Source organism: Exilibacterium tricleocarpae, assembly GCF_007004655.1.
GTDB classification, from domain to species: Bacteria; Pseudomonadota; Gammaproteobacteria; order Pseudomonadales; family Cellvibrionaceae; genus Exilibacterium; species Exilibacterium tricleocarpae.
In genome coordinates, this window is sequence record NZ_ML660090.1 from 105,133 (window position 1) to 129,466 (window position 24,334).

Genomic DNA, 24,334 nt, shown 5'->3' on the forward strand with positions numbered 1-24,334 from the left:
CACGCCCGTGGGGAACACAATTCCTGGCCGAAAATCTCGAAACTATAGTCCGGTTTATCCCCACGCCCGTGGGGAACACGCTATTCAACACGTTAAGCGCGCGTTGTAGAAAGGTTTATCCCCACGCCCGTGGGGAACACAGTAATTTATCCAGCATTTACGACCCCTTTTTCGGTTTATCCCCACGCCCGTGGGGAACACTGCCCTTGCGTGGTCTCTAAGTACGTTTAGCACGGTTTATCCCCACGCCCGTGGGGAACACACTAACTCTATCCACTTGTTTTTAAAGAACAATTATCCGAGAGGAAATTCTACCAACAATCGCGGCCAGATACACACCAGTGCCTATTCCAGCACCGGCATAAATTTAACCAGCCTCAAACCATCGAGATCGACAGGTTCACGCCGGTTTTGACCGTAGGTGGTAAATTCAAAACCCGACTCCGTATTGGTGGACCAGGCCATGACTACATTGCCATCTTCAGCCAGTGTATCCACCTGCTGCCATAGCATTTCCCGTATCCTTCGAGAAACATTGCCCACATAAACGCCTGCACGTACCTCCAGCAACCAGACCGCCAACCGGCCCCGGAGCCTGGGCGGCACAGCCTCGGTCACCACAACCACCATACTCATCGCTACCCGCTCCTGTGCCCGTGGTCACCAATAGACTGCGGCTCCGGGATTGCCGGCGGTTGGGCATCCGGCGGCGGTTTGGGGGGCTCTATTTCACCCGCGGCCAAAACCGACTCAATCAGCGGAATCAGCCGCTTGAGCAATTTACTGCTGCGAAAGGTGTCCCGGCAGGCGATACGGACTTCGCGGTCCGATGCCCCCCTGTTCATGGCGGCAATCCTGAATGCAATCGGTACTACAGTTTCAAACTTGACGATATCGGCAATATCGTAAACAAAAGACAGCGGCTTGCCGGAGTGAATAAACCCGATCGCCGGCGCATACCCGGCCGCCAGCACAGCCGCCTCTGTCACACCATAAAGACAAGCCGTGGCCGCACTCAGACAACGATTGACAGTGTCGCCCGCCTCCCAGTCCTTGGGATCATAACTGCGCCCGTGCCAATTGACACCATGTTGCCGGGCCAGCACCTGGTACGTTTTGCGGACCCTCGCGCCCTCGATACCCCGCAGTTGATCAATACTGCGCTTTTCAGGCGCAGGCTCACCAAAACGCAGCTCAAACATCTTGCGAACCACTTTCAACCGCAAGCCTTCATCCAGAGCCAGTTTTGCCTGGTACAACAATCTGTCGGACCTCGCCCCGCCCGGCTGTCCCGCGGCATACAGACGTACACCGGCCTCGCCGACCCAAATCAGCAAGGTGCCCACCTGGGCGGCGAGCTTTACCGCCGCGTGACTGACACGGGTGCCCGGCTCCAACATCAGGCAGGCGACAGAGCCCACCGGAATCAACAGGCGCTCGCCGTTAACTTCATCAACCACGGCAAATGCGCCATCCTTTACATCGATGCGCCCCATGGCCACAAAAACCATGGAAGTGCGGTCTTTGACGGGGATGGGCTTGAGGGGCAGAAAAGTATTTGACATTCCCTTACCTCCGCAGCTTAAAAGAAAAATTACAACCAAAGAAAGCCGCCGGCAAATTACAACGACTTTTAAGAAAGGAAACCGGCACACAAATTTCGGCACTGCGCTTTTGTTATCTTTAGCGACGCACCGCCTACCTCGGTAAGTCGTCGGTGTTCAAGCGCGCCGAATAAGCATCAGTCCACAGCCGAAAGCCTTGGCAGAACCAAAACCCTTGCCCAGTTCAGCAACAAACAGTTCCGGGTCGGTTACCGCCAGCAGCCCCTGGTAATCGACGGAACTGAACGTAATGGGTTTTGGTGCCCCCTTTTTCGGCAACAGATGCTGCTGGTATTGTTGGACTGCAAGGCTGTTAAGGTCAGGCGCAAAGCCTTTTTTCTCACCTTGCGCCACCAACCAGGACTTGGCCGATGCTTCCATCGCCGGCCAGGCCGGCTCTGAGCCGGACACCTGCCGCTTGGCATCCATTAGCACATCGCACTTTTGCGAGTGTTTATAACCGTCACGTTTCTTACGCACTACAGGGTTGGCCCTGAGATGAAAGAAGAGCCTCCGGCCTTTGGACAGGCTCGGTGAAAAAGACTTTGTCTTTACAGTCACATATTTTAAGTGCGCCTGCGGCGCGACAGTAGACAACACATAGAACGACGGCAAATTCGAGCGTTGATAGACACCCGGGCTGGTCTGCTGCGCCCCGGTCTTCTCACGATAGAGAAACTTGCGCTCTGTCTCCGATTGAAACAAATGCCACAACCACTGGTGCTGTTTGTACTGCTTGCCGTCCATCATGGACAGCACGAAGTGCGGGCTGTCCATATCCAGGCCGGTAACACTCACTTCGGATAAATACATGGGCGCTGTCATAGGCTTTCTCCCACTTTAAGTTTTTCAAACCGCTCGCGAAACTGCCAGCGCAACCGATCGCCTGGATGATCAAATCGATGCAGTGTCTGGTCCGGCGTCAGCTCGGCGTCATCGTGCTCCCAGTAATACTGGCACGGGTAATCTCTGGTCAATAGTTTGTACAGATGCTTCTCCCGCTCCATGCGTTGCCGCTGATATTGATCAAATGCCGATTTGACGCCGCGGGCTTTGACAATGACAGGCATTAAAGGCAGTGCTAAAGGGCAGGACTTTCGACCCAGGTAGAGATGAAAAACCGGGCAGATCAGCGCCTGCTGCAATGCCTCCAGGCCCGGACCAACGTCTTTTTCCCTGGCGTGAACGGCGGCCAGCCACAGGGCATCACAGCGGTACTCCCGGCGCGACAACTGAGTCTTTAGTTGATGGGCCGGCTGCCTGGTCAACTCGCTTTTGCGAGTCAGGTGTACGACCTTGCGCACTTCACCGGCTACTTCAGCGGTGTGGTAGTCTTCAAGAAAAAACCCCGGCGCCAGCACTTTGCTGGAGACCCAGAAGTTTTCATACAGGTTATTCAACTCGGTTTGCCGATCGCGACGCAAACCCAAACCCGCCGCCAGCAGGCCCATAACGGCTGATTTGCTCGGGCGCATGGCGCTGTGGCGGATTTCACCGACGGCAATCTCTCCCCAGGATGCCAGGGGACCATAGAGCTGGAATACTAAATAGGCACCATCCATTACGCTGGCCTCGCTATCAGTCGGTTACATATTGAATAACGTCCTCGAAACTGCCTTCTCCGGTAAAGGCATTCAATTCACAGTGCTGCTCGGCGCAGGCGCCGTAGACACTGTCAAAACTACGCCTCTGCTCCTGCAACCGTTGCACAGCCACAGTGCCGTAGTCCTGTTCGACAATCGGTTTCAGGTAGGCCACGGACAATGAACGCGGCTGTTGTGATCCTTTTTCGGCCAATACATAGGACGCGTAGGCGCGCGATGCAAAGCTGTTTTGCTTGCCGGTCGGGCTCACTTTCAAGATAGCTTCGGTGAGCGCTTTGAGTGCTTTGGCGGCCAGTTCGTGATCCTGCTCGAGATTGTCAAGCAACAAGTCCTTGTTGATACACACATAGGTATAGAAAAGTCCGGCGGCAAAAGCGGCATCACCAATATGACCGGCGCCAGAGTCTTCCACATTGGTATTGAGATCGTCGACAGCGGAGAAAAAGTCATCTTCAATAGCGACGGCATGCACACTGATCGCATGGGAAACCTGCGCCGCAGCCTCCATATTGAAATCCGGTTTTGACGCCATCATACGACCGAATAGCGCGATATCCACAGCTTTGTGGTTTTTCTTTAACAGCTCCAGCTCCTGTGCATCCGGTGCCCGCTTCTCATCGGCCAGAACTGCCGTTAGCTGCCGTATCGCCGCCAGTTCGACGGGACTGATATGTGCCAATTGCTCCAACTCACCTGTTGCGGAGTCCTTTTTTACCTTGCCAAAAACACCCGCTATCTGCGCGGTCCAGTCTTTTGCCTTGCCCTCGGCAACACCGGCGTCCAGCAGGGATTGCTTGACTTCCTGCCCCAGTCGCCTGGTGCGAATGCCTTTGTGATCGCCCAGGCCGGCTTCAAAGATTTCCGAGGTTCTCCAGGCGCGCTTTAACGCCTGGGAGGATATGCGCAGGCGATCGAAACCGCCCATTTTGGCCGACTTTGGCCTGCCCAGATCATCTCGATTCAGGTTAGACGGCGGATAGCTGGTCAATATATGTAATTGAATAAATTGAGTCATCACTTTTCTCCCTGGAATTTCCGTTTATTGGCTTAAGCTTTTGAAGCGGCGTTGTAATAGTCGGTTGCCCAGCGTACATGCAGGCGATTGTTGGGCTCCTGGGCTAATTCTCTCTGCTCCAATGGCCAGCAAAAAATATCGTCGGCTAAAGAGAGCAGGTTTACTTTTCTCTCCAACAAGCGCACGGCACGCAATAGTCTTATATACAGTTCGTCCCAGTCCCGGCATTTCTGTAACTGCTGGAACCGCAGTTCAGACATGGTCGGCTTGCCGCCCTTGCCTAAACCTAGCTGATAGGAAAACGAATACGCCTGGACAATCTGGTCGATATGGGCGGACACGCCGGCCAGAGTGGCGGCGGCATTCTGCCATTGATATTGCCGGCGCAACCAGGGTATGGCATCGTCTTTTGTCTGGTCGGCCAGCGGCACCACATCCAATTTCTGCACCAATTGATAAAAACCGGATTTCAGCATGACTTCTTCAGGAGAATTACAACGCCTGAGATGCGCGCGCGTACCGCGATTGTGCTCAAGTGATTTGTGCCAGGTGCGATAACGCTGCCACAAGGTTTCGCTTTCAGTTAGCTGGATTGATTTAAACACCCTTGGGTATATCTTGGCCATCCCGGTCTCCTTTTATAGTTTTGAGGTTCTTATCGCTGTTCAGGGTTTTGATCAATTTGTTTTTGGCCCCTACGATACGCTTCATGTCCTTGTCTTGGGCGGGGCCGTCTAACGCCCACTGATCAAACTGCTTCAGGCAATGGTGTTGCAGCAACTTCCACCACGCGACGTTTAACGATTGAGCCGCACCATCGCGGCTTATCTGTTCGGCAAGTTCCGCAACCTTGGCAAAAAAAGCGGTGTCAGTCTGCTGCCAGAAGTGGGCACTTACCTGGCTCAGCGTACCTTTGACGCTTTTTGCATAACGAAACCAGGCCTCTTTGACATAGGTGCGCAGCGCGTTCTGCGCCGAGAAGGCAGCTCGTAACCAGGTTTCGACAACACTGTGAAAATCGTCGAGTTGTACCTCGTCAAGATGGATCAGCGGAAAGCGCTGGCAGTAAAAACTCCTGGCTTTCATATTGTCCATATCAAAACCGAAGCACCAGAGGCTCGCTTTAAAGGCCGCCTGCTGGAAATAGTCGTCGGCCTTTGTGGCATAGTCCCGCACCACCAGGGCCGGAGATACGCCCTCGGCTTCAGGCGTCTGGTTTTGCATACTGATGCCCAACCAGTCCTGGTAGGTCAAGCCGCCTTCTTTTCCTTTTATCGCATAGCGCAGACCTTTTTTATCAGTGCGGTAAGGAGATAAAGGGTGTAGACAACTGTCATCGTAATTATTGCCGTAGTTCTTGGTTTTATACTGTGTAATCAGTTGCTCGCTATGGCAGCCACATGACTGGCACTCGCCGGCCTTTAGTGTCTCTGCATCCAACCGGATTCGCCTCGGCATCGCCCACAGCAAGTGCAAGGCATGGATATCGGCCGGGTACCACTCGGAGCCTTTGCGCTCGCTGGTCCGGGTCGGCTGCAACCAGGGCAGTATCCGGGTCCAGTCGCCGGGCTCGGTGCCGGCATACTCCCGCCCGTAGGCATCTTGCAGGGATGACTGTGGCAAAACGTTTATCCAAAGCTTCTGCCAGTCTGTGGCGCCCACCTCCGGCGGCTCGACCAGGGTTGTCAGGGGACCGCCACCTCGCAACCCGGTCCGGTGCCCCACACCGCCCGACGGCGCGTAGGACTGCAAGGCGTACAACATAATCATGCAGCATCGATGGCAGACGGCACTGTAACCTCCGCGCTTCACGAAGTGGTCGAGATTGTCTTTGAGGGTTTTGCCGCCGGGAGTATCGATAAGCAGGGAGGCTATAGGCTTTGGCTCGCCGCCTTCCAAGGTTAAATCCTGCATAAAGGCCGGGCCCTCGGGGTCGAGCAGCGCGAAATACTTATTTACAGGTGCGAGGCGCTTCTCTATTTCGGCTTTGTCCGGCGGTTCGCGGTAAAGGCGATACCAGTCTTTATGGTCGGTCGGCGCCAAAAACGTCTGCAGTATCGCCACCGCCAGCTCTTGGCGGGCACACTGCAAATCGGGCCGGCCGAGGTCGTTTTGATCGAAGGTAATATCTGCGATATTCACCGTTAACTCCTTTATTTTTAGAGGTTTCCTGATTTTTATCTCTGCCTAACCATGTATATCACCACTGCTACCGAAACTATGATTATGATCACCAATGAGGCGACGACCACGAATTTAGCGAATGGGCCAATGAAATCCAGCCCGTGCAGAATACGCTCTAGATCTCTTAACCAACCGTCGTACACGATCAGACCTCCCCCTAGCAGTGCAGAGACAAGTCTATAACCATCACGCAAAACAATCAATAAGTCTGTTAATTCAACTCTGTAAGTCTGTTAATTCAATTGCCAAGCATTTAGAATTCCTAGTTGGAGTGACGCCCCTTATGCCGGGGATAAACCGTCTGTAAACTCCATTCATGTGTATGTCGTTCCCCACATTCGCGGGGTTGTAGAGAGGCCAAGTTTAACTTGGCCTGATCTCAAGCCCTTTAACTTGAGAGTAAGTGCACACTTTCTCCTTCATATTAATATCGACAATAGTTCCCTCATAAACACCATCCCCTGTCTTTACAACTGGCACCACTAAATCATCACTACGCTGCCTCTTGTAGCGAACCTTAAGCGCAGTAATTTGTGACAACCAGCGATTTTCAACCCCCGGTGGCAAAGTATTGAGGTCGGACGAGCGAACCGTCAGCGAAGACATCTCCCAGGCATGCGTCATATCGCCGTGCAGCAAATACAAACGCTCATCCCGAATTTCCGCCAATACCACGGTCGTGGTCTCCTCTGTCAAGCGCGTTGGGGTTTCGTTCAGCCAGTTGCCGTTGCCCCCCTGCCGGTAGCCATCTTCAAACACTATCCGGTTACTTCTGGCAAGCGCCAAACCTTTTAGCCGATCCGCTCGCTGCCGATCGCTTATAACCAAGAGTTCCGCCGGCGGGGTCAGTGACGGCTTATCGTAGACAGCATCCATATACCAGCGACTGTCCTCCGGCGTCTTGATTCTGCCCCGCTCCAGCAACGCCTGTCGGGTCAGCCAGAGGTTAGACCAATCGCCGTAAACTGCCCCTGTGCCCTGTAGATCGGGCGCCAACCAGTTCTTATCGCAGACTTTTTGCAGATCGGGCATCAGGACAAAGAGTGTCGGAGACTCTCGGCAATCGTCTGCCAATTCGGGCACACAGACACCGTGCTTGTCGCGCTTATGGCGCTGCAACCTGCCGGCGCGCTGAATAATCAGGTCTATCGGCGCTATATCGGAAATAAGCACATCAAAATCCAAGTCCAGACTTTGCTCGATAACCTGGGTGGCAATCACCACCTGCGCCCGGCGCTGCGCGCCTGTGGACTTTTTACCAAATCGCCGCAAAACCCCCGCTTGAATCCTGGCCCGATCGCCCATGGCATAGCGGCTGTGAAACAAGTGAATCTGATTGTCGGCCAAGCCGAGTTTGTTTTTGAGCTCTTCACGGCTGGCGATCGCCTCTTTGACGGTATTGCGTATCCAGGCAACGCAACAACCTTTGGCAATCGCCTCACCAATCACTTCGATAAGCTCGGGCACGGAATATACAGGCTCTACCGCCACCGTCCGGCGAGAGCTGCCTCGCGGCTCTACAGCTATTTCATGAAACGACTGCGGCCCATGCCCGGCGCAGGTAACCCAGGGGTAGCCGGCGTGCGGTGAAATTTTTGGCGCTGCCTGCCCCTGCGCCGTGTAGAAAGCATCCAGCAGTTGCTGCCGTACTTTTTCTGACAGGGTCGCCGACAGAATGATAGTGGAGCCGCCCAGGCGGGTATGCACCTGGACCAGTTCGGATATAAGTGTCGCAGTATAACCTTCGTAACTGTGTACTTCGTCGAGAACCAGCACTTTGCCGAGCAGCCCGAACAGGCGCAGCGATTGATGGCGAGTCTGCAAAATGGCCAGCAGGGCCTGGTCGACAGTACCGACGCCCACATTCGCCAACAAGGCCTTCTTCTTATTGTCGGCATAAAAGGCATTGCACCAGCTCGTGGCGCTATGGACGGCCGGCTCGCCTTGATCTTCCGGGCCAAGCGGCAAACCTATCGATTCTGTAAAAGCGCCTGAAAGATTGGTTGCTCCGTGAGCCAACACCAGTGACGGCTTAGGTTCGGGCTCGTACAGCGCCTCATATTGCTGCTGCAAACGTTCGTAGAGGCTATCAGACGTGGCCATGGTGGGCAAACCAAAATAGAACCCATCGGCATAATCGTTTGCCAGCATTCTGGTCACCAAAACTAAAACCGCCTCGGTTTTTCCCGCACCGGTGATATCTTCCAGAATAAAGAACAGCGGCCTTTCCTCCAGGGTCACCCGCTCACAAAGCGCCTGTAACGGTGTCAGAGCGGGGAACGCCAATAACTGGGCCGCAGAACTGAATTTTTTGGGGATGGGCGAGCGGCTTAAACCCAAGTTATCTATTTGTTGCGCCGCCCGGCGTTCTGCGCGCTGGTAGTATTCCCGCAAATCCTGATCGGCATCATCACAATAGTTGTGCACATCGGCATCGGAGCCTATCCAGTCGGCCAGTATCATCATGGCCGATTGCACCCATGACATGGCACGCCAGCAGTCTATGGATATATCGGTTTTGGCCAACGCTTCGATACAGTCGTCCATCTGCCAAAAGTCCCAGGCCCAGGCCAAAAAGCTGTCCGCCGCGGTACAGCCCTCATCGGTAAAGGCCATATGGGGTTTAAAGCGGCTGCCTACCGGAGGAATGCCGTGATGGCCTGTAGCAATACCCCCAAGCAGCTCCAACACTTCCGTCACACCGGGTTTTTCAGGTAAGTCCCGCCGGTTTCTTAGCCAGCGCCGCAAGTACAAGTACCCAATTTGATCATGCCGGCCCTGCATACCCTGACGTTCGGGACTCGCAGCCAGCGGAGCACCCTCAATAGCCTGAAGCCGCTGAAATACAAAAGAGAATTTGCCGATATCGTGTATGGTTGCAAAGAAACCTAACAGATTCGACAACAGCGTTGGCGGCAGCCCCAGGTATTGCGCCATGCCGGCCAAAAGGCCGTGACGGACCGCCCACAGCCGCTGGTGGCACGCCGCCACATCCAGGCAGTGGTAGGGCAACAAATGGTATCGGGTATCGACCCCTGACTGCGGGCGCGCTTTCCCCCAATACCTGTAATAGGGCTTGCTGGACATATTCCTGTTCTCAATTTGTATCAACATGTGGCAGCTAGGCCACTGATTCTCCAACACTCGGTTATATCGAAGCACACCAACCTGCTAATACGTCCGCAAAGTGTAATACCTCACCCCTGTCAAAACTTGAACTGGTGGAATACACAGTGGGTTTTATGCCGGCTCGCGCCGGCTAAGGCATAGGGCCAATGCCTCCTGTAGCTTGTCTTGTACTTTCTGTCGCAGTTTAGCGGGGGCCTCAATATAGACATTCGGGCTGTGGCGAAGTATGTCCTGAACCAGCTCTTTGTCGCTGGAATAGGGAATGCTGAGCAGGTAGTCCTCACCATCCCATTGACCGATCTGGTGGGGGTGCCATTGCTGCAAGGCTATTTCACGCGCTATCTCGGGAAAGAAGCGCAGCCTGGCAGTGTCCGTTGCCGTGCCCGCAAATATGCCGTAGCTGCCGGCAAAGTAGGCCTCGAGCTGCTGTTTAGGAATTTGCCTGGTCGCTGTGGGCAGCGTTTCCGCTCGCAGGATGCGGGCAATGGAGAAAGTGCGCAGCCCCCCGCGCAGATGGCACCAGGCATCCAGGTACCAGTTTTCGCGGTAGTACACCAGGGTTTGCGGGCTGATATCACGCCGAGTGGTCTGGTGTTTAAAGCTTTTGTAGTGAATGTTGATCCGGCGCCTGTTGAGCAAGGACTCCCCAACAGTTTGGAATGTGTTTCCCGGCAGTTGTCTGTTACCTAGCGGAAGCACTTTGATGTGCTCCATAAGCGCACTGGGATCGATACCGCGAGCGGCCAGCAGGCGGCTAATCTGGTTGTCGATAAAGCCCAGCTCTTTATTGAGCAAGCCGTTACCCAAATTCTCCAGCACATTCAGCAATAAGGTCAGCGACTGCAATTCATCGGCGGTAAGCCATAACCCGGGGAGTTCGAACAGCGCTCCGGGGGACTCGACATACTGCCAGCCGCCACCGGCTCTGTTGTACTCGATGGGAGCATCCAGGAAATTTTGCATGGTTTCGATGGTGCGCTTTACCGTGCGTTGAGTACATTCCATACGTGCTGCCAGAGTGGACAGAGAGACGGGACGCTGGTGCATTTTAAAAAGGCGGTGAAGTTGCTGGATGCGATCAAACTTGTCCATGCTTTGCCATTCTCTTTGAGCACAGGGTTATGTGTCTGTTGAGGGTTGATCAACAGACAGTAAACAGTTTTATCTGTACGTATAAAAATACAAGTTAATTAAAAGAGCATACTCACACTATAAGTGCTGAAAACCAGCACGCCGAACACCGGCCGATAGTTATTTTAAGTCTTGGTTAGACTTTTTAGCGGTCTGGCCTCACGCCGGTATGAAAATCTGCTGCCGTGCCTAACTGCTTATACTTTTATCCAGCCAAACACTTACCTATTCGCAGGCGGTCGCAGTTGCTCTTTATAATTTTCTAATCCATACGTCTTTTGTGCGATCTTAGTGCATGCGCTTCTTGTGCAACATTAACGCCTGGTCGCATTTTTACAACAACCAAAACGCACAGCTTTGCAAATATATTCCTTGACATAAAACTGGGCATTAGCATCGCACGTTTTATCCGCCAACGCCAGAATCACGGATAGGCAGGCGTATGCGGTCTGAAAAGTAAATCTTCCGGCACACGCCACACATACCCGATGAAGTCCATCCGGTATTTCCACATGATACCAATACCGCACCGGCTACCATTCCACATCCGGCACGTCACGTTAAGCCAACCCCGCTCGATAAGCTGCACGCGCCAGCCAGCCTCCCATTAGAGCGTGGCTGAGAGGCTGCAATACAGGATAGGACCAGGCGATCCAGGGCGAAAGTGAAGCGCCGAAATAACCGTCGAGCATAATAATCAGGGTGAGCGGCCCGGCGAGCAGGAACAATATGGCCAAGGCGCGCTGCAGTGTATCGCCGTGCCACAGCGCCATACCCAGGCTCAGGGTGCCGATCAGAAAGGTGGTCAACACCACGAAAAACAGGCCCTCCCAGATACCGGTAAACGTATTGATACTGGTGCGGATCAGCGTCTGCGTTTCACTGTCGGCGCCGGCGTAACCGGCCCGCCAGAGTTCGTTTACGCCCCAAATATTAATGGCGACACCGAGGGCCTCTGCGAAAGCCCAAAACGCGAAAGCGATAAATCCGGCCAGTGCCAGCACCGGCGCCCTGCGATAGCAGAGGTAAGTGACGCCGGCATAGGCTGCCAGCGCCAGGAAAACGTGTATGTAATTCACCCACAGCCGCGCCATATAAAAAGCGTTTTGATGCAGGGCGACCGCTTCTTCGAAATTCGCCGGCGATGCGTATTGGCGCGGCAGGTACCAGAGCAGGAAAGTTGTAACTGCGCTTAAAAAGGCGGCGCAGGCGGAGAACCACAGTGCGTTTTGGCGTGAGGTCATAGTATTGGTCCCTGAGATAGCTTTGCCAAGTATTATTGAAAGTGGTTGTGGCGACTGGAGATATTTTCGGGCGGATTGAGCCAGTGGCAAGGCCATATTCACCCGGCTGTCGAATGCATGGCTGACATATTCCGAATCGGGTTGTTGAGGTTAGAAGTTTACTGGAAGTTATTGATTGGCAACAGTTGGTAAAATAGGCCAGCAGAGCGGCGCTCTCCATGCCTATGGAGAAGCTATGGGTATTTCGCATAGATAGCGGTCATCTCGAGCTTTATTGTCTGTATCTGTGAGGAACACGCTCGGTTATAACTGTCTTTCAAAAGAGTGTTCGGTTGTTTATCTTTACGCGCCCAGAGAAAACGAACAACATTCCATAAAGTATTTGTGTGCCAGGGATGGTGGTCACTGTTCTTTCACCCGGTTGAAACATGCACTTACAGGCTTCTCTCTACAGCCGCGGGCAATATTGCCAACAATCGGAGTCCGAGTTGTTTTATCACAACTGGCCTCTGAGAATGAAGCGTGACTTTTAACACTACCCTGTGTTCCGGCTCGAACAAAGAATATATTTTGTCGCTTGACTTGACAGAAAATAAAAGCCTGGGATAGCCTCTTGTCCTACAAATAGAGGTAGATGCATTTCAAAAAACAGTGCAGTAAATAAAAACTCTACTTTTCAGCAGCTTATGGATGGCCGATCTTATGCGCAAGAGAATGCCCGACAGACTCGCCAGTAAATCCCTCTCACTCATATATCTTCAACAGCCAAATATTATCAGTGACTTAACACGTTGACTCATCGCGTTGACACACTGCTTAAGGGAAACACGATATGGACAATCAGCTTTTCACGACAGATATATTCCATAAATTGGTAAGACAAGTCGAGCAATACTTATCCCAACTTCCGGCCTTGGTTTTATGTCTATTGTTTCTAAATGCAACTCAGCTTGCATTTGGGCAAGATGAGGGTGATGAGGATGAAAATGAGGAATTCATAATTCACCAGCGAGCCAGCATCAACCATCTGGGTCGCCAGGATATCGACTTTCGCCTGCAGCCGCTGGGCTTTGGTTTAATGGGCGATAGCATCGATCCGGCTACAGGGACACTGGTGTTTAATCAAACCGATGTATCTCTGCCGGGCAATTCCGATCTGGAGGTGGCTATCAGGCGTACCACATCCAATGGTCTGAGAACCAATCGTCGAGAGATGTTTTTTGCCAATTGGGAATTGGAGATTCCCTCGATTTCGATGCTAATGGCAGATGATCATCACAATATGCCGTGGGAGAGAGATCGCTGTACCAAAGCTGACAGTTTGCCGGACGACGGCTTTATGCGACACCACAATGGTACGAGCTACTCGGCAGAGGCTTTCTGGGACGGATTGAAACTGCATATCCCGGGGCAAGGTTCACGAATTGTTATCGAGGAGACAAAATGGGCTCCTCGCGACGGAACGTTCAGCCAACTTCTCTGGGCGCCACACACTAGGAACCATCACGACTCCGAATATTTAAGTCGAGTAACCAAAGATCATTGGGTACTGACCTGTACCGATGCCGTCAATGACAGAGGCCAAGGCTTTATTGCCACCTCACCTGAAGGCACCCAATTTATACTGAATCACCTGGCCTACCGCCAGGCAGACGATTTCAGGGTGGGGGCACGTTCCATGCCGCGCAAGCAGGCCATCCTCTACGCAACGGAAGTACGCGATATTCACGGCAACTGGGTTCGCTACAACTATAGTGCCGATAGCCGTCTGACCCGTATTCACAGCAATGACGGTCGCGAGATTACCCTGAGCTATCAAAGTGGCACTCACCATATCGCCAGTGTCACAGCCAACGGTCGCACTTGGCAATATAGTTATCAAGGCGTGGACGCAACAATTGACGGAAAAAGAATGACCAAGGTATTGCGCAAGGTGATACAACCCGATGCTCGCTACTGGGAATTCGAACTGCTGGGGTTTTCAGCCTCCAAGCCGGGCAACCGTGGGTATTGCACTCGTTTAGCCGCTTACACCACTTACGTCAAACACCCCTATGGCGTGCGGGCTGATTACAATCTCCGTTCACTCCGGCAGAGAGTAATGAGAGTTGATCCCTTTGCCTTCCGCACCCCGCCGCGCACCTGTGAAGATGGCGAAAACGTGCCCCGGATAAATGGAAAGGTATTTCCTAAAACCCTGGCGGTGACCCGCAAAACCCTGTCGGGACCCGGCATCCCCACCTCGACCTGGCACTATGACTACGAGGAGTACAATCGCAGCCAGCCCTGGGTATCGCCTGACACCAAAAGCACCACGATTACCGATCCCGCGGGGCGACGTCAGGTTTTGCACTACTACCGCGAAGGTGCCAAATTAGGTCAACTGGCGAAGGCGCAAACCTATGATGCTTCAGGTAACTTAATGGAACAGCGCCATTACACACATATTGCCGGGCAGCCGATGGGGGAAATCGAGGGCTTTATTGATAACCCTGTCCATACTTCTCTGATAACGCCTGTCTATGTGGTCAAAATCATCACTGAACGCAACGGAGATACCTATACCGAGGAACGCAGCTATAACCTGGACCACACTTCCCCGGACTATAGCTACGGTAAGCCGGTTACCATCAAGCGCTTTAGCAATGTCTCCACCACGCCGAGGCAAACCGTCTCCCGATACACCCACCGCAAAAACCATTGGGTTCTGGGACTGGAAGATCAGATCACCATCAATGGCCGCAACACCGCCTCCAGCAGCTACGACAGCCTGGGCCGGCTCACCGCCACCTATCAATACGGCGCCTTCTCAGCCGGCTTCGAGTATCACACCCACAGTGCCTACAAAGGTGCGGTCTCTTCAATAAGGGACGCCAATCAGCGCAAGACCCACTTCCTCAACTACTACCGCGGTATCCCCCGCAGTATCAAGCGACCCGACAACAGCCAGGACGAGATCAGCGTCGACGACAATGGCTGGATCACGGGCCAAAAGGATTACCGGGGTTACTGGACCCGCTATCAGCGCGACAGCATGGGCCGTATCATCAAAATCACACCCTCGCAAACTGAGAAGACCTGGGCTCCCACCACGATTTCATACACCTTTTCCCCCGATAAAGTGTTGCAGTATGTCAGGCGCGGCGATGAACTGCACACGATTACCTACGACAACTTTCTCCGCACCGTGCAGGAAGAGCACCGCGATCTGCTTACCAGCGAATCGATTTTCACCGCCACTACCTACAACAGCGCCGGCGAGGTTGAGTTCCAATCCTTCCCTTCAAATAACGCCGCTGCCACCAACGGCACCGAATTCACCTACGATGGCCTGGGCCGCGTAAAGACCGAGCGCGAGAATGTTACGCCTTACGCCACCGTGACTCACCACTACGAGGACAATCACCAGCATCGTATCGTCGATGCCTCGGGCAACAGCACCCGCTATTACTACGCGGGATACGGCGGCGCCGGCGGTGACAGCGAACTGCTGCGCATCGTACAGCCGCTCGGCGTAGAGACCCGCCTGCACCGCAACGCCTGGGGGGAGTTGACTCGACTCCAACAACTGGGCAATCACAACGGCTACGCGGTTAATCAGAGCCAGTATTCTTACTACGACAGCCAGCGGCGCTTGTGTCGCCACCGCACACCGGAGGGCGGGGACACTTTATTTGCCTATGATGCCGCCGGGCAAATGGCGGCCTACCAGCGCGGCGCCAGTTCGGGGACAGCTTGTGCCGCTCCCGCAGGTGCCGGAAAAGTCACCCTGCACCGCGATTCACTGGGACGGGTGACCCGCACCGATTATGCCGACGCCGCTACCCCTGATATCTACCGGACCTATGATGCCAACGGCAATGTGTTGACCAACAATCGCGGCGGCATCAACTGGACCTACACCTACGACGAACTCAATCATCTCACCAGCGAAAAACTGAGCGTCGATGGCCGCCGTTACGACCAGACGTATATCTACAATACACTCGGTTTCACATCGCGCCATATACTGCCTTCGGGTCGTGCGGTCGACTACGGTTACGATAGCTTTGGCCGCGCCCGCAGCATCAGCAGTGGCGGCACCACCCACATCAGTGGCGTCAGTTACCATGCCAACAACACGCCGGCCAGCCTAAGCTACAGCAACGGCCATATCTTCACCCAAACGCTGAACAGCCGACTCAAGCCCCAACGCCTGCTGACAAAGAAAGGATCGGCGAAAGCGCTGGACCTCAGTTTCGACTATGACGAACGCAACCTGGTCACCCGGATGACGGATGGCACCAATAGCGCCAATAATCGCCATTATGGCTACGACAGTCTGGGACGCCTGACGTCAGCCGAGGGGCCCTGGGGCAGCGGCAGCTACAAGTATGACGCCCTGGCCAATTTGCGGGAGAAAAAACTCGGCACACGCCGGGTCACGCTTGCCTATGACAACCGCAACCGGGTTACCAGCAGCAGCGATAGCATAGCCGGCACGCGCCAGATTCGTTACGACGGGCGGGGTAACGTTACCACGCTGGGCGCCCTGTCTTTTGTTTACGATCAGGCACAACAACCTGTTTCGGTGTCGGGCAGTGCCACCGGCAGCTACGCCTACGATGGCAATCTCAGGCGGGTCAAGTCCGTTATGGACGGCAAGACCATCTACAACGTCTACAGCGCCGCGGGTAAGCTTGTGCATGTGGATGCCGTCAGCGATAATCGCCGTACCGACTATGTGGCAGTTTTCTGCGTATCACCAATGGCGTGCCGACCTACCTGCATACCGACCACCTGGGCTCCCCGGTGGCCGGCACCGATGCCGCGGGCCAGGTCGTGTGGACAGAGCGCTATACGCCCTTTGGCGAGAAGCTGGTGGACAATGCTGCCAATAAAGACCTGGGCAGCTTCACCGGGCATATCGACGACAGCGCCACGGGTCTGACCTATATGCAGGCGCGGTATTACGATCCGACGATAGTACGGTTTTTATCGATCGACCCGGTGGGTTTTCAGGTTGAAGACCCCTATATGTTCAACCGCTATGCCTATGTGGGGAACAATCCGGTGAATCTGACGGACCCCTTTGGGCTGGATGCGGATGATCAGGATGAGAAGAAGGGCGATGAAGAAGAGGAGGAGATAGAGGAAACGGAAGTCGTTGCTGAAGGGGGCGATGATTCACCTTGGTTGGATTATTTTATCGCGGCTGGGCTAATCGGAGGCGATATACTTTTAGGCGGACCTACGGGTGAGGGGATAGCGCCTGCGGCGATTATTCTTGGAGCCAGGGAAGCAGTTAAGCAGACCAGCAAAAAAGCAGCCATCAAACTTAGTAAAAATGGGCTAAAACACTTAAAAAAACATCTAAAGGATTTTCAAAAGCTTGACCCCAACTTTAATCTTCGTGACCAAATACGGCTTGGAAGAAAGATCGCCAGCAATCCAGAAAATTTAGTTAACACAAAAAATGGAAGTCAGGCCTTTCAAGCAGTTGTTAATGTAGGGGGTAACAGCATAACCGTTAGGTCTGTAGTAAATTCGTCAGGAAATTTAAGAAGTGTTTTCCCAATATTGTAGAGAGCTGGAGGTTTCTGTTGAGAGTAATATCAGTATTAGATATTGAAAACGGTATCGACCCAGAGTTTCTACTTGGCGACTTGATAATCGAAGACAAGAAAGGCAAGGCAATCATTTTAAATTGCACCTATGTAGATGCTTGGCTTATGTCTTTTTGCGACTATTTGACTTCAGACGGAAAAATTCAAACAGGCGATATTTACATAGCAGAAGAGCCCGACAGGTTTCGGGTACAAGTTTCAGAAGAAAGTCTTTCACTCTCGTATAAGGATATTAAGATAGTTGTAAGTTTGCACGAATTTGTCGCAAGCCTTACAAAAGAACTAACTAGTTTGATTAATATATGTTGCCGGGCATCGGGAGAAAAAGGGGAAGATGTTATTTACAGATTACAACGGAAAGTTTCTGCGCTAAAAAGTCGATTCAAGTACGTATAGGTTTATAACTTATTAGCTTGACAGAAAATAAAAGCCTGATATTTTCTTTTGTAAAACGAATAGTGATACACCAGCGCTCAGGACAGAGCGAAGTGCCAAAAAAATTTCAATAGCTTAGAGAGCCCGATAGAGGGAACCCGGAACACTGACAACTTAGTAACTTGACAAAGGCGCCAAGCAAGTTATCTTTCCAGGGGCATTGTCTTTTAATTGGTGGGTGCGCAGAACCCGGGACACTGATAACTTAGTAACTTGATAAGAGCTGCGCTGATCGTGCCCGCTTTGGGTTTTGATAAACTATCCAGGTATTCCGTGACCACGGAAAGAGAGAGGGTCAAGTCTTGACTAATTGTTAATACTCAGATGCAAGCCATGCCATACTCCCTCTACTTTCTGAAGCAAGGAGGTTTCGAAATGGCTCGGCCTTTACGAATAGAATATCGGGGGAGTGTGTTACCGCGGAATGAATCGTTGTCAGCATCGGAAGCAGGTATTTTACGTGGATAGTACTCGACGGTGTCACAAACAATAGCGCGGCTAAAGGTTCTGATGAAAAAGGATAAAAATACCGTTGCGGACCTAAATACTATTAGTCAAGATTTGACCCTTAACTTTCTTAACTTTTTATACTGCCTTCGGGTCGTGCGGTCGACTACGGTTACGATAGCTTTGGCAGCGCCCGCAGCATCAGCAGTGGCGGCACTACCCATATCAGTGGCGTCAGTTACCATGCCAACAATACGCCGGCCAGCCTGAACTACAGCAACGGCCATATCTTCACCCAAACGCTGAACAGCCGACTCAAGCCCCAACGCCTGCTGACAAAGAAAGGATCGGCGAAAGCGCTGGACCTCAGTTTCGACTATGACGAACGCAACCTGGTCACCCGGATGACGGATGGCACCAATAGCGCCAATAATCGCCATTATGGCTACGACAGTCTGGGACGCCTGACGTCAGCCGAGGGGCCCTGGGGCAGCGGCAGCTACAAGTATGACGCCCTGGCCAATTTGCGGGAGAAAAAACTCGGCACACGCCGGGTCACGCTTGCCTATGACAACCGCAACCGGGTTACCAGCAGCAGCGATAGCATAGCCGGCACGCGCCAGATTCGTTACGACGGGCGGGGTAACGTTACCACGCTGGGCGCCCTGTCTTTTGTTTACGATCAGGCACAACAACCTGTTTCGGTGTCGGGCAGTGCCACCGGCAGCTACGCCTACGATGGCAATCTCAGGCGGGTCAAGTCCGTTATGGACGGCAAGACCATCTACAACGTCTACAGCGCCGCGGGTAAGCTTGTGCATGTGGATGCCGTCAGCGATAATCGCCGTACCGACTATGTGGCAGTTTTCTGCGTATCACCAATGGCGTGCCGACCTACCTGCATACCGACCACCTGGGCTCCCCGGTGGCCGGCACCGATGCCGCGGGCCAGGTCGTGTGGACAGAGCGCTATACGCCCTTTGGCGAGAAGCTGGTGGACAATGCTGCCAATAAAGACCTGGGCAGCTTCACCGGGCATATCGACGACAGCGCCACGGGTCTGACCTATATGCAGGCGCGGTATTACGATCCGACGATAGTACGGTTTTTATCGATCGACCCGGTGGGTTTTCAGGTTGAAGACCCCTATATGTTCAACCGCTATGCCTATGTGGGGAACAATCCGGTGAATCTGACGGACCCCTTTGGGCTGGATGCGGATGATCAGGATGAGAAGAAGGGCGATGAAGAAGAGGAGGAGATAGAGGAAACGGAAGTCGTTGCTGAAGGGGGCGATGATTCACCTTGGTTGGATTATTTTATCGCGGCTGGGCTAATCGGAGGCGATATACTTTTAGGCGGACCTACGGGTGAGGGGATAGCGCCTGCGGCGATTATTCTTGGTGCGAAGAAAGCTGCAAAGAAAGGAACAGTTGTAATAGGTCGAGTTAAAGATCTTAAGAAATTAAAAAAGGGAGAAAAGTCCTTACTTAGCCGCCTTCCCGATCAGGGCAGTCCGAAAACTAACTGGAAACAGAACTCCGGGGTGCTCCGCCAAGAAATGGCCAAAGGGAAACCGATTCGTGACGCTTCGCCAGGAGACACCAGCGGACAGTTTCTAAATGCTGAAAGGGGTTTATTAGAAAGCCGTGGTTGGACATTTGACAAGTCAACTAACTTATGGAGCCCCCCAAAATAATGGGTACATCCGTTGTGGACAATTCAACTGACTTTCCAGAAAACAGGTTTACTGTTTACGAAAAGCTAGCAAAGGGTAGCTTTGCCTTTTTAGTAGAGGATTATGACTTTAAGCTTTCCGATACTGAAAGAGAAAGCAATAGCTATATTAGCTTAAAGTATTTTTCAGAAAATGTGTTTGTCAAACTTTACTACGGCGCTCCAGATTTCGAATTGGATTTTTGTATTGGTCGGGCGGGAATCGGTGAAAAGCAATTTAAGGATGAAATCAATTCCAGATATTTAGCATCTCTCGGAAATAGCTCGAAGTGGACGAACTATAAACTATACTCTGCTCACTCATATGAGAACCTCTGCAGGTGCTTGCCAAAACTGGCAGAACTGCTGAGAACTTGCGGAGCTGGTTTCCTGAGAGGTGAGTCATCTGCTTACGAAAAGGCTCTGTTTGAGAAACACAGAAATAGAAATCAGTGGTATAAAGAGCAGGAATTAAGACAGGCAAGGAAGGTAGCTTCTGAAGCTTGGAAGAATAAAGATTATAAAAAGTTCATTCAAATTTTTGAGCCTGTTGCTCAGGATCTTTCTGCATCAGAGAAAAGAAAGCTCGATTATGCTCGCAAACATTTACAGAGCCCGCAGAACCCGGGACACTGATAACTTAGTAACTTGATAAGAGCTGCGCTGATCGTGTCCGCTTTGGACTTTGATAAACTACCCAGGCATTCCGTGACCACGGCCGACGGCACCAGCACTGTTTCAAAAAGCGTATTGAGAGCAGGTAATAAGTCCATCACCACTAAGATCAAGTTTAGCCAGACCTGATCTCACAGCCTCTGTTTTGGGAGTAAATACACACCTTCATTTTCATATTGATATCAATCCCAATACCTTTGTAAACACCACCCACTTCTTTAAGCGGCACCACCACATCATCACTACGCTCCCTTTTATGGCGAACCTTAAGCCCGGCAATTTTCACCGACCAACGATTCTCCACTTCGGGCGTCAGGCCGCAGAAATCGGCCGAGCGGACGGTCAGGGAGGACATTTCCCAGGCGTTGTTCATATTGCCGTGCAGCAGATACAACTCCTCATCCCGAATTTCCGCGAGCACCAGGATCGTGGTCTCTTCCGTCAAGCGAGTTGGGGTTTCGTTAAGCCAATTGTCGTTTGGACCCTGCCGGTAACCGTTCTCAAACGCTATCCGGTTACCTCTGGCGAGCGTCAGCCCTTTTAGCCGATCTGCAATCTGCCGATCACTCATAGCGATGAAGCTCACCGGTGGATTCATCGACGGTTTGTCGTAGACGGCATCCATATACCAGCGGCTATCTTCCGGCGTCTTGATTCTGCGTTTTTCCAGCAGTGCCTGCTGCGTAAGCCAGAGGTTGGCCCAATCGCCATAGACAGCCCCGGTACCCTGTAGATCGGGCATCAGCCAGTTTTGATCACAGACTTTTTGCGGATCGGGCATCAGTACAAAAAGTGTCGGCGCCGGACGATAATCCCGCGTCAACCCGGTAGCACGGGCACCGTGTATATCGCGCCGGTGGCGCTGCAGTCGGCCGGCACGCTGGATAATCAGGTCGATAGGCGCTATGTCTGAAATAAGCACATCAAAGTCCAGGTCGAGACTTTGCTCGATAACCTGTGTGGCTATCACCACCTGCGCCCGGCGCTCCACGCCTGTGGAAGATTCGCCAAAGCGGCGTAAAACCTCTGTTTGAATTTTTCCCCGATTGGCCATGGTATAGCGGCCGTGGAACAAATGAACCTGATCGTCAGTCAGCTCGAGTTTGTCTTTAATTTCGTCAAAACTGGCAATCGCCTCTTTCACGGTATTGCGGATCCAGGCAATGCAGTAACCCGCGTCAATCGCCTCTCGAATCACCGCGACAAGATCCGGCAGGGAATGCAGCGGTGTTACCGCCACCGTGCGCCGGGAGCTTGTTCGCGGCGCAACGGAGGTTTCGTGAAACGACTGCGGACCCTGTCCGGCATAGGTCACCCACGGATAACCTGCATCCGGTGAAACCTTCGGTGCCGTTTGCTCTTGCGCCGTATAGAATGCATCCAGGAGTTGCTGTCGCAACTGCGTTGACAAGGTTGCAGACAGAATGATGGTGGAGCCGCCCAGGCGCGTGTGCACCTGGACCAGGCAGGATATCAGCTCTGCCGTGTAACCGTCATAGCTGTGCACCTCATCGAGGACCAAGACTTTGCCGAGCAACCCGAACAGGCGCAGCGACTGGTGGCGCGTCTGCAAAACAGCCAGCAGCGCCTGGTCGATAGTCCCAACCCCCACATCCGCCAACAGCGCTTTCTTTTTGTTATCGGCATAAAATGCATTGCACCAACTGGTGGCGGTGTGGACATCGGACTCACCACGATCCTGCGGGCCAAGTGGTAAACCTATCGAGTCGGTAAAAGCCTCCGACAGCTTTGTCGCCCCGTGAGTCAACACCAGTGAAGGCTTGGGCCCGGACTCATAGAGCGCTTCATATTGCGGTTGCAAGCGCTCAAAAAGGCTGTCTGCCGTGGCCATGGTCGGCAGGCCAAAGTAAAAGCCGCCGGCGTAATTGTTTGACAGCATTCTGGCCACCAGGACCAAAGCAGCCTCTGTCTTTCCCGCGCCGGTAATATCCTCCAGGATAAAGAACAGCGGCCTTTTCTCCAATGCCACTTGTTCGCAAAACGCCTGCAAAGGCGTCAGGGAAGCAAACTTCAGCAACGCGGTCGCGCAAGAGAAGCGTCTCGCGGCGGGCACGCCACTCAATCCAAGTTTATCTATCTGTTGCTCGGCCCGGCGCGTTGCGCGACGGTAGTATGTCTGCAAATTCTGATCGGCATCGTCACAGTACTTATGCACGCTGGCATCGGAACCTATCCAGTCGGCCAGGATCATCATGGCCGACTGCACCCAGGACATGGCGCGCCAGCAGCCTACGGAAAGGTCTGTTTTCGACAGCCCGTCGATACACTCGTCCATGTGCCAGAAGCGCCAGGCCCAGGTCAAAAAACTGTCGATCGCTTCGCAGCCCTCATCAGTAAACGCCATTCGCGGTTTAAACCGACTGTCCAGCGGGGGAATGCCATGATGACCTGTGGCGACCCCACCGAGCAGTTCCAGCACACTCGTATCGCCGAGCTTTTCGAGTACGTCAGGGCGGTTTCTCACCCAGTGCAACCAGTACAGGTAACCTATTTGATCGTGCCGCGCCTGCATGCCCTCGCGCCGCGGAACCGCAGCCAGCGGGGCGCCCTCAATAACCTGTAGCCGCTGAAACACAAAAGAGAATTTGCCGATATCGTGGATGGTTGCGAAAAAGCCCAGCAGGTTTGACAACAGGTTGGGCGGTATATCCAGATGTTCTGCCATCCCAATCAGCAGGCCGTGTTTAACCGCCCATAGTCTCTGATGACATGCCGCCACATCCAGGCAATGGTAGGGCAGCAGATGGTATCGGGCCTTGCTTCCGGATTTCGGGCGGGCTTTACCCCAATACCTGTAATAGAGTTTATTGGAAACTATCATTGTTTCTATTCTCATCTATTGGTTGTGCGCGGAGTACCCGTACATAAAAGCCCGACTCTCTATTGAGCAAGCCGTTACCCAGGTTCTCCCGCACGTTCAACAACAGGGTTGGCGACTGCAACTCATCGCCGGCAAGCCACAGCCCGGGGAGTTCGAACAGCACTGCGGGCGATTGGACGCACTGCCGGTGTGGACAAAGGAACGGGACGCTGGTGCATTTTAAAGAGACAGTGGAGTGCCGGATACGGTCAAACTTGTCCATGCTTTACCATTCGCTTTGGGCACAGGGCTATATGTCTATTGGCAGTAGGCCAACAGACAGTTAATTGTTTTTACCTATATGTATAAAAATACAACTTAACTCAAAGAGCCTACTTAACTACAAGCGCTGCAGCATAGAGACTCGAAAGCTGACCGATGGTTACTTTTTGGCTTTTATCAAAGGTCCTGGCAACCTATCTTCAGGTCCGCATCGAGACTTTCTGCACTCTCTCACTGCTTATACTTTTATCCAGCTAAAGTCGTATTTCTTCGAAGACTGTCGCGGTTGTTCTCCATATTTTTATAGCCCATACATATTTTTTGCTTTATTAGTGCATGGACTTTTTTTGCAACCTTAACGCCTGGCTGTATTTTTACAACAACCAAAACACACAGCTTTGCAAATATATTCCTTGACATGAAACTGAAAATTAGCCTCAC

Annotated in this window: 16 protein-coding genes, 1 pseudogene and 1 CRISPR repeat array (1 of these 18 cut by a window edge); of the genes and pseudogenes, 5 read left to right on the forward strand and 12 right to left on the reverse strand. The window is 52.8% G+C overall.

Features of this window, described 5'->3' with window-relative positions; translation table 11 throughout:
* A CRISPR array of direct repeats spans window positions 1-262; the repeat unit is 29 nt; unit sequence CGGTTTATCCCCACGCCCGTGGGGAACAC; it begins 3,674 nt to the left of the window's first position.
* Between the two features lie 83 nt (window positions 263-345).
* The 10 genes from cas2e to FKG94_RS06915 all read right to left on the reverse strand — a co-directional run bounded on the left by cas2e (window position 346) and on the right by FKG94_RS06915 (window position 11,911).
* Window positions 346-636, reverse strand: a complete 291-nt coding sequence (gene cas2e, locus FKG94_RS06870) for a type I-E CRISPR-associated endoribonuclease Cas2e (RefSeq protein WP_142903473.1) — start codon at window positions 634-636, stop codon at window positions 346-348.
* 2 nt (window positions 637-638) lie between these two features.
* Window positions 639-1,565 carry a type I-E CRISPR-associated endonuclease Cas1e gene (cas1e, locus tag FKG94_RS06875; protein WP_142903474.1) on the reverse strand — a complete coding sequence of 309 codons (927 nt, stop codon included), beginning with the start codon at window positions 1,563-1,565 and terminating at the stop codon, window positions 639-641.
* 156 nt (window positions 1,566-1,721) lie between these two features.
* A complete protein-coding gene (gene cas6e / locus FKG94_RS06880; RefSeq protein ID WP_142903475.1) occupies window positions 1,722-2,429 on the reverse strand; it encodes a type I-E CRISPR-associated protein Cas6/Cse3/CasE in 708 nt (235 codons plus the stop codon).
* Window positions 2,426-3,166, reverse strand: a complete 741-nt coding sequence (gene cas5e / locus FKG94_RS06885; protein WP_142903476.1) for a type I-E CRISPR-associated protein Cas5/CasD — start codon at window positions 3,164-3,166, stop codon at window positions 2,426-2,428. The genes cas6e and cas5e overlap by 4 nt, the downstream gene beginning before the upstream one ends.
* Window positions 3,167-3,182: 16 nt before the next feature.
* On the reverse strand, window positions 3,183-4,223 hold the full coding sequence (cas7e, locus tag FKG94_RS06890) for a type I-E CRISPR-associated protein Cas7/Cse4/CasC (protein WP_142903477.1): 1,041 nt from the start codon (window positions 4,221-4,223) through the stop codon (window positions 3,183-3,185).
* Between the two features lie 32 nt (window positions 4,224-4,255).
* Entirely contained in the window at window positions 4,256-4,849 is a 594-nt protein-coding gene (gene casB, locus FKG94_RS06895) for a type I-E CRISPR-associated protein Cse2/CasB (RefSeq protein ID WP_142903478.1), read from the reverse strand.
* On the reverse strand, window positions 4,821-6,365 hold the full coding sequence (gene casA / locus FKG94_RS06900) for a type I-E CRISPR-associated protein Cse1/CasA (RefSeq protein WP_179957521.1): 1,545 nt from the start codon (window positions 6,363-6,365) through the stop codon (window positions 4,821-4,823). The genes casB and casA overlap by 29 nt, the downstream gene beginning before the upstream one ends.
* A gap of 405 nt (window positions 6,366-6,770) precedes the next feature.
* Window positions 6,771-9,494 carry a CRISPR-associated helicase Cas3' gene (gene cas3, locus FKG94_RS06905; protein WP_179957522.1) on the reverse strand — a complete coding sequence of 908 codons (2,724 nt, stop codon included), beginning with the start codon at window positions 9,492-9,494 and terminating at the stop codon, window positions 6,771-6,773.
* A gap of 153 nt (window positions 9,495-9,647) precedes the next feature.
* Complete coding sequence (locus tag FKG94_RS06910; protein ID WP_142903481.1) at window positions 9,648-10,628, reverse strand: helix-turn-helix transcriptional regulator; 981 nt, start codon at window positions 10,626-10,628, stop codon at window positions 9,648-9,650.
* A gap of 599 nt (window positions 10,629-11,227) precedes the next feature.
* Window positions 11,228-11,911: a hypothetical protein gene (locus FKG94_RS06915; RefSeq protein WP_142903482.1), complete on the reverse strand. Its 684-nt coding sequence runs from the start codon at window positions 11,909-11,911 to the stop codon at window positions 11,228-11,230.
* Between the two features lie 4,791 nt (window positions 11,912-16,702).
* Between FKG94_RS06915 and FKG94_RS06920 the strand changes: the two genes are divergently transcribed.
* The 5 genes and pseudogenes from FKG94_RS06920 (at window position 16,703) to FKG94_RS06935 (ending at window position 20,751) form a co-directional block, all read left to right on the forward strand.
* Window positions 16,703-17,476 (forward strand): RHS repeat-associated core domain-containing protein, encoded by a 774-nt coding sequence (locus FKG94_RS06920; RefSeq protein WP_484083220.1) that lies wholly within the window; start codon window positions 16,703-16,705, stop codon window positions 17,474-17,476.
* Between the two features lie 17 nt (window positions 17,477-17,493).
* A complete protein-coding gene (locus tag FKG94_RS06925; RefSeq protein WP_142903484.1) occupies window positions 17,494-17,913 on the forward strand; it encodes a hypothetical protein in 420 nt (139 codons plus the stop codon).
* 686 nt (window positions 17,914-18,599) lie between these two features.
* Window positions 18,600-19,169 (forward strand): annotated as a pseudogene (locus FKG94_RS29700) (hypothetical protein); the annotation flags it as partial.
* Between the two features lie 155 nt (window positions 19,170-19,324).
* Complete coding sequence (locus tag FKG94_RS06930; protein ID WP_484083221.1) at window positions 19,325-20,098, forward strand: RHS repeat-associated core domain-containing protein; 774 nt, start codon at window positions 19,325-19,327, stop codon at window positions 20,096-20,098.
* Window positions 20,080-20,751: a hypothetical protein gene (locus FKG94_RS06935; protein WP_218943462.1), complete on the forward strand. Its 672-nt coding sequence runs from the start codon at window positions 20,080-20,082 to the stop codon at window positions 20,749-20,751. Before FKG94_RS06930 ends, FKG94_RS06935 begins: the two co-directional genes overlap by 19 nt.
* 154 nt (window positions 20,752-20,905) lie before the next feature.
* Here FKG94_RS06935 and cas3 (FKG94_RS06940) read toward each other — a convergent pair whose 3' ends face one another.
* Both cas3 (FKG94_RS06940) and FKG94_RS28695 read right to left on the reverse strand, forming a co-directional pair.
* Window positions 20,906-23,647, reverse strand: a complete 2,742-nt coding sequence (gene cas3 / locus FKG94_RS06940) for a CRISPR-associated helicase Cas3' (protein WP_142903487.1) — start codon at window positions 23,645-23,647, stop codon at window positions 20,906-20,908.
* A complete protein-coding gene (locus FKG94_RS28695; protein ID WP_179957528.1) occupies window positions 23,616-23,894 on the reverse strand; it encodes a hypothetical protein in 279 nt (92 codons plus the stop codon). The genes cas3 (FKG94_RS06940) and FKG94_RS28695 overlap by 32 nt, the downstream gene beginning before the upstream one ends.
* Window positions 23,895-24,334 lie beyond the last annotated feature (440 nt).

Bases quoted from the DNA above. Each gene is read 5' to 3' on its own strand.
- cas3 (WP_142903487.1), bottom strand. From the start codon at position 23,647: ATGAGAATAGAAACAATGATAGTTTCCAATAAACTCTATTACAGGTAT.
- FKG94_RS06910 (WP_142903481.1), bottom strand. From the start codon at position 10,628: ATGGACAAGTTTGATCGCATCCAGCAACTTCACCGCCTTTTTAAAATG.
- cas3 (WP_179957522.1), bottom strand. From the start codon at position 9,494: ATGTCCAGCAAGCCCTATTACAGGTATTGGGGGAAAGCGCGCCCGCAG.
- cas6e (WP_142903475.1), bottom strand. From the start codon at position 2,429: ATGACAGCGCCCATGTATTTATCCGAAGTGAGTGTTACCGGCCTGGAT.
- casB (WP_142903478.1), bottom strand. From the start codon at position 4,849: ATGGCCAAGATATACCCAAGGGTGTTTAAATCAATCCAGCTAACTGAA.
- cas7e (WP_142903477.1), bottom strand. From the start codon at position 4,223: ATGACTCAATTTATTCAATTACATATATTGACCAGCTATCCGCCGTCT.
- cas5e (WP_142903476.1), bottom strand. From the start codon at position 3,166: ATGGATGGTGCCTATTTAGTATTCCAGCTCTATGGTCCCCTGGCATCC.
- FKG94_RS06915 (WP_142903482.1), bottom strand. From the start codon at position 11,911: ATGACCTCACGCCAAAACGCACTGTGGTTCTCCGCCTGCGCCGCCTTT.
- cas2e (WP_142903473.1), bottom strand. From the start codon at position 636: ATGAGTATGGTGGTTGTGGTGACCGAGGCTGTGCCGCCCAGGCTCCGG.
- FKG94_RS28695 (WP_179957528.1), bottom strand. From the start codon at position 23,894: ATGGACAAGTTTGACCGTATCCGGCACTCCACTGTCTCTTTAAAATGC.
- cas1e (WP_142903474.1), bottom strand. From the start codon at position 1,565: ATGTCAAATACTTTTCTGCCCCTCAAGCCCATCCCCGTCAAAGACCGC.
- FKG94_RS06935 (WP_218943462.1), top strand. From the start codon at position 20,080: ATGGAGCCCCCCAAAATAATGGGTACATCCGTTGTGGACAATTCAACT.